The organism is Longimicrobiaceae bacterium (assembly GCA_035696245.1).
Taxonomy (GTDB): Bacteria; Gemmatimonadota; Gemmatimonadetes; order Longimicrobiales; family Longimicrobiaceae; genus DASRQW01.
The window spans coordinates 30,983-42,692 of sequence record DASRQW010000412.1 but is presented as its reverse complement, the minus strand read 5'-3'; the positions used below and the strand labels follow the sequence as shown (position 1 = coordinate 42,692).

9 protein-coding genes are annotated in these 11,710 nt (G+C 73.5%); all 9 read right to left on the bottom strand.

What is annotated here, in order from left to right; translation table 11 throughout:
• Nucleotides 1-558: 558 nt before the first annotated feature.
• Nucleotides 559-1,722: a glycosyltransferase gene (locus VFE05_18520; GenBank protein ID HET6232075.1), complete on the bottom strand. Its 1,164-nt coding sequence runs from the start codon at nt 1,720-1,722 to the stop codon at nt 559-561.
• Nucleotides 1,719-2,840 carry a glycosyltransferase gene (locus VFE05_18515; GenBank protein ID HET6232074.1) on the bottom strand — a complete coding sequence of 374 codons (1,122 nt, stop codon included), beginning with the start codon at nt 2,838-2,840 and terminating at the stop codon, nt 1,719-1,721. The genes VFE05_18520 and VFE05_18515 overlap by 4 nt, the downstream gene beginning before the upstream one ends.
• A gap of 7 nt (nt 2,841-2,847) precedes the next feature.
• Complete coding sequence (locus VFE05_18510; protein ID HET6232073.1) at nt 2,848-4,104, bottom strand: hypothetical protein; 1,257 nt, start codon at nt 4,102-4,104, stop codon at nt 2,848-2,850.
• Nucleotides 4,101-5,141 (bottom strand): GNAT family N-acetyltransferase, encoded by a 1,041-nt coding sequence (locus VFE05_18505; GenBank protein HET6232072.1) that lies wholly within the window; start codon nt 5,139-5,141, stop codon nt 4,101-4,103. Before VFE05_18505 ends, VFE05_18510 begins: the two co-directional genes overlap by 4 nt.
• Nucleotides 5,138-6,874 carry a glycosyltransferase family 4 protein gene (locus VFE05_18500; GenBank protein HET6232071.1) on the bottom strand — a complete coding sequence of 579 codons (1,737 nt, stop codon included), beginning with the start codon at nt 6,872-6,874 and terminating at the stop codon, nt 5,138-5,140. The genes VFE05_18505 and VFE05_18500 overlap by 4 nt, the downstream gene beginning before the upstream one ends.
• Nucleotides 6,871-8,127, bottom strand: a complete 1,257-nt coding sequence (locus tag VFE05_18495; protein HET6232070.1) for an ABC transporter ATP-binding protein — start codon at nt 8,125-8,127, stop codon at nt 6,871-6,873. Before VFE05_18495 ends, VFE05_18500 begins: the two co-directional genes overlap by 4 nt.
• A complete protein-coding gene (locus VFE05_18490; GenBank protein HET6232069.1) occupies nt 8,124-9,032 on the bottom strand; it encodes an ABC transporter permease in 909 nt (302 codons plus the stop codon). The genes VFE05_18495 and VFE05_18490 overlap by 4 nt, the downstream gene beginning before the upstream one ends.
• Before the next feature lie 315 nt (nt 9,033-9,347).
• Entirely contained in the window at nt 9,348-10,811 is a 1,464-nt protein-coding gene (locus VFE05_18485; GenBank protein ID HET6232068.1) for an O-antigen ligase family protein, read from the bottom strand.
• Nucleotides 10,808-11,617 (bottom strand): dolichyl-phosphate beta-glucosyltransferase, encoded by an 810-nt coding sequence (locus VFE05_18480; protein HET6232067.1) that lies wholly within the window; start codon nt 11,615-11,617, stop codon nt 10,808-10,810. Before VFE05_18480 ends, VFE05_18485 begins: the two co-directional genes overlap by 4 nt.
• Nucleotides 11,618-11,710: the final 93 nt, after the last annotated feature.

Sequence of the window (11,710 nt, the reverse complement as noted above, 5' to 3'; positions counted from 1 at the left end):
ACGTAACCCACTGCGGCAACGGAACTCCGGCACCTGCTCAAAGGCTTCGAGCAACGTTATGAGAACCTCCCGGTGCGAGTGTGAGCGCACTTCGCTGGACGCTCCGCACCATCGTCTCTGATTGCACTCGCAGCGTTACAGTTCTGTATCGGTATGAGAACGAAACAGCCCTGCCCCCGCAAGCGGGAGAGGGGAGAACTGCTTGCGGAGATGTGAGTTATGCAGGTGGCGATGAGTTTCCGACACCGGAAGCTGGATAAGCTACCGCGCGTCGCTCCGCAGCTCGCGGCGTGCACATGCTAACCGCGAATCTCCAAATGCCGACGCGGTAGATCGTCCGCAGCTGTCGGCCAATCCCCCTCGTCCGAGCCTTTCCAGGCAGCGCGGAAGCTGCTCGCCCCGCCCACACGCAGCGCGCAGCGCGAGTTCGCCACCGGGCCGGCCGTGAGGAGGCGTTTCGCAGAGCGCGGAGCCCCCGGCATGCTCCACCGCCGTGCCTTCCCCCGCTTGCGGGGGAGGGCAGGCGAGTTTTACGAGCCGGGTGAGGCCCTCCCCGCCTCACGCCACCGCCTCCCGCCGCGTGGGCTCCCACACGGCGTACCCGCGCCCCGCCACCGCCCGGATGCCCGCGTCGATCGCGGCGAGGTTGCCGAGGACGACGTAGGCCGGGATCGCCATCGCCCGCGGCAGACGTTCGGACGGGAGGGCGAGCGCGAGACCCGCGTTCGCGAGCAGCACGCCTCCCGCGGCGGCGATCCACATCGCCCACGGCTGGTCCGGCGCCTGGGCGACGACGGCGGAGAAGGCGAGGGCGAGGGCCCACGGCACCAGCCATCGCGCGACCTTGTGGCTGGCGAGCATCCACGCGAAGGCGCCGTGGCGGATGGGGTTCAGCAGCTCGCGCAGGTGGGCGAGCGTGCGCATGCCGCGGCTCATCGTGCGCACCTTGCGGCGGTACTCGGCGCGGAGGGAACCGGCGCGGGGGACGGTGCAGACCGCGGCCTCCACCGAGACGGCGCGGAAGCCGGCGCGGCGCGCAAGGAGCACGGCGGCGAAGTCGCGGCTCAGCCCCTCCGGCAGCGGCAAGCGGTGCAGGCGCGCGCGGATGGCGTACAGGCACCCGCTGGCGCCCACGATCCCGCCCATGCGCGACTCCAGCCGCCGCACGTCCATCTCGTATCCCACGTAGCCGGACTCGCCCGCGTTGGCGTTCGCGGCGGGGGCGGCCACGCTTACGTCGCGCCCGCTCGCCACGCCCACGGCGGGGTCCGCCAGCGCCTGCACCAGGGCCATCAGCGCGCCCGGCGCCACCCGCACCGAAGCGTCGGTGTTGACCACGATCTCGCCGGTGAGGAAGGGCGCCGCCGCGTTCTCCGCCGCCGTCTTGCCGCCGCGCTCGGGCATGCGCACCAGCACAACGCCCTGGTCCGCATAGCCGCGCACGATCGCGTCCGTCCCGTCCGTCGACGCGTCGGAGACGACGACGACCTGCCGCAGGCCGGGCGGATAGTCGGTGGCGAGGATGGCGTCGAGGGCGGCGGCGATCTGGCGCTCCTCGTTGTACGCGGGCACGCTCACGCTGATGCGCGGCCACTCGTGCAGCACGTGCGCGCGCCGCCGCGGCCGCGCGCGGGCGAGCAGCGCCAGCAGCAGCGGATAGCCGGCGTAGGCGTACACGGCGACGGCGGCTGCGGCCAGGACGGCCAGGGGGACGGCGTTCATCGCGTTACGGGAGATGGGGTGAGGTGGGGACGTCCGGCGTAGGCGGCCTCGTACGCGTCCAGCCACGCATCCACCGAAAGCTCGCGCGCCACCCGCTCGCGTGCAGAGGCGGCGCGGGCCGAAGCGGATGCGCGGTCGGCGTGGAGCGAGCGGAGGGCGGCGGCAAGCGCGGCGGGATCTGCGGGCGGGACGAGCAGGGCTTCGGAGGGGCGGAGGAGGTCGGGCACGCCGCCCACGGCCGCGGCGGCGACGGGGACTCCGGCGGCGACGGCTTCAAGCAGCGCGACGGGGCTTCCCTCGGTGCGCGAGCTGAGCGCGAACGCGTCGAACGCGGGCATCAGCGCGGCCGCATCGTCCATCGCCCCGGCGAAGCGGACGCGCGCGGAGAGGCCGAGCGCCGCCGCCTGCGCCTCCAGCGCGCCTCGCTCCGGCCCATCGCCCACGAGGACGCATCGCAGATCGAGGTCGATGCGGGCCAGCGCCTCCAGCAGCACGTCCGCGCCCTTCTCGCGGCTCAGCCGCCCCACCCAGCCGACGGTGAACGCGTCGCCGGAGATGCCCAGCCGCCGGCGCGCCTCCGCTCGCCCCAGCATGGGCGCGGACATCTCCACCGCGTTGGGGATCACGCGGATGCGCGACGGGGAGATGCCGGATGCGGCGAGGGCCCGCGCGAGAGGGCGGGAGACGGCGGCGACGGTGTCCACGCCACGCAGGGCGATGCACTGCATCCACTCGAACGTCTTCATCCGCCGCCCGCCGCCGGTGAAGCCGTGCACGGTGGAGATCGCGGTCCTGCCCAGCCCGCGCGACGCACGCCCGTGCAGCACGTCCGCCCGGTAGCCATGCGTGTGCACCACGATCGGACGGATGCGCTCGCGCAGCCGCGCGACCGCGGCGCGTTCCGCCGCGTACGCGCGCGCCCCGACCTCGATGCGATGGACGGTCACGCCCGCGTCCGCCAGCGCGGCGAGGAAGGGATGCCCGTCCGCTTCCGCCGCGTCGACGACGACGGCGGCGTGGACGTCGTGGCCGCGGCGCGCCATCCCCCCGGCGAGCGAGAGGACGACGCGCTCCAGCCCGCCGAAGCGCGCGGGGGCGAGGACGTGGAGGTGCGTCATCGCCCGGTCACGCCAGGCGGGAGACGGGGGCGCCGCCGGGACGGCCGCGCGCCGCGTGGTCGCGCATCAGCGCGTCGGCGAAGAACTTGGCGGCCCAGCTCAGCATCTCCCACCTGCCGTATTCGCCGCCGGGCGGGTCGCTGCCGGCCAGGCCGCCGCGCACCCCGCGCTCCGGCGTCTCGCGGTCCTGCGTGGTCTTCAGGAACGCGAGCGAGCGCCGCGCGGGCTCCAACCACCGGTCGCCGCCCTCCATCTCCCGAAGCCGCAGCCAGTTGTTCGCCATCTGCGCCTGGCCGGTCAAACAGCTCCAGCTCGCAGCGCCACGCCAGTCGGAGGAGAAGCGGCCGGGCATCCACCCGTCGGGACCGACGGCGGCGGCCAGGCGCTCGGCGGCGAGGCGGGCGGAGGCGACGAGCGCCGCATCTTCCAGCACGCGCCCGCCTTCCAGCAGGCCGCGGACGGTGTAGGCGAGCGTGTGCAGCAGCGGGCGCTCCGGGTCGTTCAGGCAGCAGCGCGGGAACCAGCCGTTCGCGTGCTGGCTCGCGGCGACGTCGCGGAGGACGCGCGCGGCGGCATCCACCATCTCCCCGTCGTTCAGCGCCACGCCGGCCTCGGCGAGCGCCCAGGCGGCGCGGGCGTTGTAGGCGGTCGCATCCCCACGGGCGAAGCGGGAGTTGCCTTTGACGAAGCGCCCGTCCTGCTCGCACGCGGCCAGGAAGCGCCCGGCGCGGGCCAGCGCGGCGGCGAACGCGTCGTCGCCCCGCTCCTCCCAGGAGGCGAGCCAGCCCAGCATCACCTGCCCGGTGTTGAAGATGGCGGGCGATTCGGGCTCGCCCATCACCCCGCCGCGCACGGCGCCGTCCGCCAGCTGCACGCGCACCTCCCACCGAGCCGCGAGCAACGCGCGCTCCGCCAGCTCCGGCCGGCCGAAGAACCGCGCGGCGGAGAGGAGCGTGGGGATGATGTAGCCCGTGGTCTCCGGATACGCCGGCTGCCACCCGCGCGAGCGGAAGTACGGGCTGTACGTGAGGCTGTAGCCCCGCGCGATGCCGCCTCCGCCGCACGCGTCCTGCGCCGCGCACAGCCAGTCGATCGCGCCTTCCGCGTGGGGGACATGCGAGGTCTCGGCGGGATGGCGGCCGGAGGCGAAGGTGCCGCGCACGGCCGCGGGGCTGAAGACGGGCAGCGCGCGCACCGCCAGGAAGCGCGCACGCAGCGCCCCGGCGATGCGGCCGGGCAGCGCGTCGGGAGGGGCGAGACTCATCGGAGTGCGCCGGAGAGGGACTGGATGCCGCGGAACACGCGGTGGATGCCCAGGTGCAGGCGCGCCGTCTCCCACCGCATGCCGCGACAGGGCACCACGCGCGCCCCGAACCCGAGCTTGAAGCGGTACAGGCCGTTGGAAGGATGCGCCGGGTCTGCCGCGGGCGCGGGCACGCCGCCCATGTCGTACTCCGTCATCCCTGCCGAACCCAGGCGGCGCATGACGGCGAGGTGCAGCCAGGGCGCGGCGCTGCGCGTGTAGCCCTCGGGCGTGGAGCCGCCCATGAGGTAGAAGGCGCGCCGGTTCGCCCAGCCGACCAGCGCCGCCGCCAGCGCGCCGCCCTCGCCGTACGAGGCGAAGAGCGACAGGCCCCACGGCGCGTCGGTCGGGTCGCCCACACCCACGCACGATGGCGGCTCGGGCGCCGGGAACGGCTCGCCGCGTTCGTCAGCGCGGCGTGCGGCCTCGCGCTGGACTCGGTGCAGGAGGTCCACCGCGGCGGCGCCCGCGACGCGGCGCAGCTCCCACCCCTCGCGGTCGCCCGCGGCGGCGTGGCGGCGGTGCGTCCGCCCCACGTCCTCCGGCGCGGCGCCGTCCGGGCCCAGCGGCACCACCGCCTCCAGCCGCTCGCGGCTCGGCATCCCCCCGGCGGAAGGGCCGAGCGGCGCGGCGGCGGCGAACGAGCCCATGTCCACCTCCGCCGCAGCGGCGGATGTGCGGAGCTCGCGGACGAGCATGGCGGCGGCGGCTTCCTCCGGCACCACGGCCCAGGCGGCGACGGCCGGCGGGGCGGCGAACGTCACGTGCGTGGCGCCGGTACCCAGCCTGCACCGCGCGGCGGCTCCGAGCGCGACGGCGATGGTCTGCTCGCCACGGAGGAGGCGGGCGTAGATGGGCGCGCCGGCCGGGAGGCTCACGTCTAGCGCGGGCGGCGCGTGGAAGAAGCTGCCGCCGCACGCCTCCAGCGCGTGCGCCCAGTCCGCCGGGCGGGTGCCGGACAGGTGCCAGCGCATGCGGGCGATGGGAGGCGGGCTCACGAGAGGAGCCTGTCGAACCAGGCCGCGTACGCCTCGCCCGTCCGCTCGCGCGCAAACCGCTGCCGCACGTCGCGCCGCGCTTCCGCCGCTAAACTGCCGGCGAGCGATGGATTCGCGAGCAGCGACTCCATCGCGGCGGCGAGGGCGGGTGGATCGTCGGGTGGGACGAGCAACCCGGTGCGGCCGGCGTCCACCACCTCGGGGATCCCGCCGGCGGTGGTCGCGACGACGGGGCGCCCGCACGCCATCGCCTCGGCCAGCGCGAGTCCGAACGCTTCGGCACGCGAGGCGAGGGCGAAGAGCGTGCAGCCGTGCATCAGCCGGTACACGTCCGCGGCGGGGATCTCGCCCGGCATCTCCACGCGGTTCGCGATGCCAAGCTCCCGCGCCAGCGTCTCCAGCGCCGCGCGGTCCGGCCCCTCGCCGACGACGACCAGGCGCAGCGACGGCCGCTCCCGGGCGATGCGGGCGAAGGCGTGCAGCAGCGTGTCCACGCCCTTCCACGGAGTCAGCGACGCGACGGAGAGCACGTAGGGACGGTCGATGTCCACCGTCTGCGCGGCGCGGTCCAGCGCGGCCAGGTCGATGCCGTTGTGGATCACCGCGCAGCGCCCCGCGACCGCGGGGAAATGCCGGAGCAGCCCGTCCAAGTAGCCCTGCGACGGCGCGACGACGAGGTCCGCCATGCCGAGCTGCGCGCGGACGGCAGGCTCGCGGCACCGGCGCGGCGCCCCGTTGGGCAGCACGTCGGACCCGTGCACCGACGTCACCAGCCGCACGCCGCCGATGGCGCGCAGCATCGCCAGCGCGCCGAACGCCTCCACCGGGTAGTGCACGTTCACCACCCGCACCCGGTGCCGCCGCGCGATGGTCCGCAGCGCCAGCACCGTCGCCGGAAGCGTCGCCGCGAAAGCGGCAGGCGCACGCAGCGGATGCCCGTCCACGCGCGGGCAGCGCAGGTTCAGCGCGTAGCCGGTGAAGCCCCACGCCGTCGTGCGCCGCACCACGCCGCGCACCTCGTCCGGGTGCACGAAGACGACCGGGTGGCCGCGCTCGCGCAGGAAGGTCGCGAGGTTGCCGACCACCGCCGCGACGCCGCCGTCCGGCTGGTCCCACGGCACCGCGATCATCACCCCCGCGCGGTCCGCGGGCACGCCGCGCGACACCAGCCGCCGCCTCGCGGATTCGGTAGATGCGGCAGGATCGACGCGCGTCGCATCCGCCGGTGCGGCGGAAATCGCGACCGCCGTCGCATCCGCAGTGGACGGCCGGGAATGGGGAGATGCGGGACGGGCGATGAACCGCGGCGGCACGAACGGCGTGTCCGCATCTACCGACGCCGACATGCAGCACGCCACGTCCGCCAGCAGATCGGCCCACGAGATGTGCGACGCCTCCGCATCTTCCGGCACCGCATCCACCATCTTCGCATCCGCCGGAGGCACCTCGCCCGATCCGCCGCCGTTCGATCCCGCATCGCCCGATCCGGAACCACCCCGCCCCGCATCTCCCGAAACATCATCGGACGGCGCATCTCCCGGCCGGCCATCCGCGGCTTTCACATCGTCCGCGCCCTCATCTTCCCGCCCCGCGAGCGAACCCTCCGCCACCGTGGACCAAGCACCCCTCTCCCGCTTGCGGGGGAGGGGCTGAGGGAGGGGGCACCCCGCATCGATGAGCGGGAGGGAGACGATTGAGGCGAGGCCGTCCACGGCGCGGATGAGGGTGCTCACGATGCGCTCCCGGCGAGCATGGGGTCCGTCGCGTCGAGATCGACCGCGGCGGCGGGCTGGGCGTTCGAGCGGCGGATCCAGTGCATGCGCGCGTTGAGCTGCACCGCGCCCCAGAAGGTCGGGCCCTCGCGCACCTCGACCGTGGCGAACGGGCCCTGGGCGGTCACGCGCTGGGCGCGCTGGCTGTACACGGCCGTCTCCACCGCGTACAGGCCGGGCGGCACGTTCATCTGCAGCTGCACCTCCAGCGAGAACGGCCCGGTGCGCGGCAGCTCGGCCCCGCAGCGGTCGGTGCTGGTGGCGTACACGAGCTGCCCCGTCTCCATGGCGCGCAGCCGCACCTCGATCACCTCGTGCGACGCGGGCCCGGGCGGTGTGACCCTGCCGGAGAGCGCCAGAGCCATCCGCGAGCCCGACTCCACCGGCTGGCGCGCGAGCAGGTCCACGCGTTCCAGCGACAGGGGATGCGACGCGTCTGCCGCGCCGCTCGTGCGCGCACCGCCCATCACGTATGCCGCGATGCACTCCTGCGGCGTGCCCTCGCGCACCACCGCGCCGCGGTCCATGAGCAGCGCGCGGTTGCAGAGGGATGCGATCCGGTCCAGCTGGTGCGAGACGACCACCACGGGCATGCCCTGCGTGGCGACCTCGCGGATGCGGCCGAACGCCTTCTCCTGGAACGCGAAGTCGCCCACCGCCAGCACCTCGTCGATGATCAGCACGTCGGGCTCCAGGTGCGCCGCGATGGCGAAGCCCAGGCGAGCGTTCATGCCGCTGGAGTAGCGCTTCACGGGCATGTCCACGAACTCCTCGATGCCCGAGAAGTCCACGATCTCGTCGAACTTGCGGCGGATCTCGCCCTGCCGCATGCCCATGATGGCACCCTGGAGGAACACGTTCTCGCGCCCCGTGAGGTCCGGGTGGAAGCCCGCCGCCACCTCGATCAGCGCGCCCACCCGCCCCTGCACGCGCATGGCGCCGCGGCTGGGGCGCAGGATGCGCGTGGCCAGCTTCAGGATCGTGCTCTTCCCCGCCCCGTTGGGCCCGATGATGCCCAGCGAGTCGCCCGGCCGCACCGTGAACGACAGGTCGCGCACGGCCCAGAACTCGCCGCGCGTGAGCTCCGCCTGCGCGGGTGCGCGGCCGGTGAGGCGCTTCGCGAGCGCGGGCACCAGGTCGCGCAGGCTGTCGTGCACCTGGCCGCGGTTGAACTTCTTCCAGACGCCGTCGGCCACGATCTCGGGGCTGCTCATGCGTACTCCGCGAAGAGGATCTGCATGCGATGGAACAGGATGGAGCTCACCGCCAGCCCGGCCACCGCCCACGCCGCGCCGTACGCCAGCCACCACGGCTCCCACACCGCCACGCCGCCCTGCACCAGCGGCGTGAGCAGGTTGTGGCCGTCCACCACGGAGAGGCGCAGCCCTTCCAGCAGCGACGTGAGCGGGTTCAGCGACAGCAGCCGCGCCCCCGCCGCGCCGAACATGCGCGGTTCGAAGAAGACGGGCGTGAAGAAGATGCCGAAGGTGAGCAGCACCTGGACGATGTACTTGACGTCGCGGAAGAAGAGGTTGGCGCAGCTCACCGCCAGCGACGCCGCGCACGTGAACGCCAGCAGAAGCACCAGCAGCGGCAGGGCCCACAGCGCGCTCCAGTGCGGCGCCACGCCCAGGAACGGCAGCACCAGCACCAGCGCCGCGCCCGCGATAGCCGCGTCCCACACCTGCGCCAGCGTGGCCGCCAGCGGCAGCACCTCGCGCGGGAAGTACACCTTCGTCACCAGGCTCACGTTGCCGGTGAGGCTGGACGTGGCGAATTGGAGCGTGCCCACGAAGAAGGCCCAGGGCACAGACTTCACTGCCAGCGCCGCCACCTCGGTCCCCTCCACCGCGCGGTGCGACAGGACGGCCATCGCCAGGCGGACGGCGAGGCCGGCCAGGACGATCATGCTGGGCATGAACACGGCCCACGCCACGCCCATCACCGCCTGCTTGTAGCGCACCCGCACGTCGCGAAGCGCAAGCTGTAGAAGCAGATAGCGATACTGCGACAGGTCGCGCGCGATCTCGGCCCAGTCGCTGAGCACGCTGCGTCTGGGCTCCGCGCTCGCGGTCGCGAGGCCGGGCGGGACGGGGATGGCGGAGAGGCTTTCGGACACGGCTCGGGAGAGCGGAGGGAGCGGATTCGGCACCCGGACGGGCGCCGCGCGCTGCGGTACTTCAGTCAGCAGATGAGGTCACCGGAACCTCGTCGGCGGCGAATCGATCCACCGGGTTCGGCAGGCTGTAGTCGGTAGATCGGAAGAAGGCTCTGCGGTTTTCGGTAGATGCGGGCTGCGTCGATTCGCTTCCGTAGATGCGGAGCAGATGCGTTTCGGTCGATGCGAACCATCGCCTCGATCCACCCCGATCCGCAGCTTCTCGGCTGATGCGCGGCGGCTCGGCCCCGCGGCTTCTCTGCGGATTCGGGGCGGTCAGACGGCGGGCGGCAGCGGCGGGACCATCCCCCATCCCCCGCCCCGCCTGCCGTAGACCCTCACCCGCGCCGGTGCTGCGGAGGTCTGCGCGGCAGCCGCGGCTGCGGCCGGCACGGCGGCGAAAGCCCGCAGGCCCACGATGATCCCCAGCAGCGTGTACAGCAGCGCCGCGTACGCCTGCGACAGGAAGAATCCCGTCACCGCATAGCCCAGAATCGACGCGGAGAGCGCCCGCTCCAGCGCGGCATGGTTTCCATCTACCGGCCCGTCGTGCTTCGGCCGCCGGAAGGCGACGAACAGCAGGCCCAGGAAGATGAAGAGCCCTGGGAACCCCAGCTCCGCCCCCGCCTGCACGAACGAGTTGTGCGGCGCGGACCATTTGAGCGGCTTGCCGTACTGCTGCCGCTTCGCCCGCTCGGACAGCGTCCCCTCCGCCACGTAGAAGCCGGACGCGCCCACGCCCGTCAGCGGCCGGGCGAGCATGTAGCCCACGCCGCGCTTCCACACCTCCATGCGCCCCTCGGGGCTCTTGCCGGACCAGTTGTAGTCCTGCGTTGGGTGCAGCAGGGTCTCCATCTGCTTGCGGTACGCCGCGCCGCCCAGGAACACGAGCGCGCCCACGCCGGCCATCAGCGCCCCCAGCCGCGCCTTCTTCGAGAAGACGCTGAACCGCAGCAGCATGTACACGCACACCGTGAGCAGCCCCAGCGTGCCCCCGCGCGACCCGCTGCGCACCAGGCCCAGCAGGATCACTCCAGCCCCGCCCAGCGCCATCAGCCGCACCCATCCGCGCTCGCCCGGCCGGAGGAAGTAGACCGCCAGCGGGAGCGTGCAGACGAGCAGCATTCCCAGGTCGTTGCTGTCGTAGTAGACCAGGCTCTGCAGCCGCCCGCCCACCATCGGGAACCGGGAGATGACGACCAGGCAGTAGACGACGGCGCCCGCCACGTGCACGCCCGCCATGCGCGACGCCCCGCCCGCGCCGCGCAGCGATGCGGCGATGAGCGTCATCATCAGGAAGGTCTTGAGGTGGTCTTCGAGGATGAAGCGGAAGATGGCGCCGGGGAACAGCGCGAAGGGCACGGAGAGGACCATCATCACCAGCAGCGCCACGGCCCAGCGGTACACCGGCTGCCGCCGTGCCACCTCCAGCCGCGCCATCCCGCCGCCCGCCACGAACAGCCCCGTGGCGCCCAGCGTTCCCAGCGACGCGAGCTGGAGCGGATGCAGCACGGAGAAGAGGTCCTGCACGCGCCACACGTACGTCAGGATCAGCAGCGCCAGCGCCCCGTCCATCGCCGTCCACTTCCCCGCGGACGCGGACGCGGCGGATGCGGAGACCGGCGCAGGGCCAGCGGATGCGAAGCCGCGCCGTCCGTACGCCGCGCGCGGACCCGCGGCCGGGAAGCCGGCCGCCCCGCCGCGCGCGGGAGGAGCTGCGGGATACGCCGCGTAGCTCATCCCGCCACGCCGGCCGGAGTCTTCGCGGCATCCACCGCGAGGAAGGGCGATTCCACCAGCGGCGCCAGGTGCGGCTGGTCGTAGCGCCCGCGCAGCGCGTGGCCGCGGATCGCGAACAGGTCCGCCGCCATCTTCAGCGAGTCCGCGACGAGGTTCACGCGGCTGCCGGGCACGTGCGCCCAGTTCACGGGCACCTCGGCCACGCGATAGCCGCGGCGCTGCGCCATGAGCAGCACCTCCACGTCGAAGCTGAAGCCGTCCATGCGCATGCGCGAGAACAGGTCCTGCGCCACGTCTGCCCGGAACAGCTTGAAGCCGCACTGCGTGTCGCTGAACCCGCGCACGGTGAGCGCGCTCACCAGCAGGTGGAACGTGCGCCCCATGAGCCGCCGGTGCAGCCGCGCCTTCACCTCCACGCCCGCCGCCGCCACCGCCCGGCTCCCGATGGCCACGTCCGCGCCGCGGTCCAGTGCCGCGTCCAGCCGCTCCAGCTCCTCAATGGGCGTGGCACCGTCGGCGTCCGCGAACAGGATGCGCCGGCCGCGCGCGTTCACCACGCCGGCGCGCACCGCGTAGCCCTTGCCGCGGTTGGCGGGCAGGCGGATCAGCCGCAACGCGTCGACGTGGTCCGCGAGGCGGCGCACCAGCGCGCCGGTGCCGTCGCGGCTCCCGTCGTCCACCACGATCAGCTCGGCCGCGCACCCCGTGCGCGCGAAGTACGCCGCCGCCAAAGCGACGGTGGGCTCCAGGCGGGCCTCTTCGTTGTAGGCCGGGAAGATGACGGATACCTCGGGGCGAGTCCTCATACCGCTCCCAAGCGCAATGCCGGTGCCCTGCCCCGCCTGCTCGCCGTGCGCCGTATCTCTCCCATCTGCAAAGAGATACAAATCGGTCCCCTG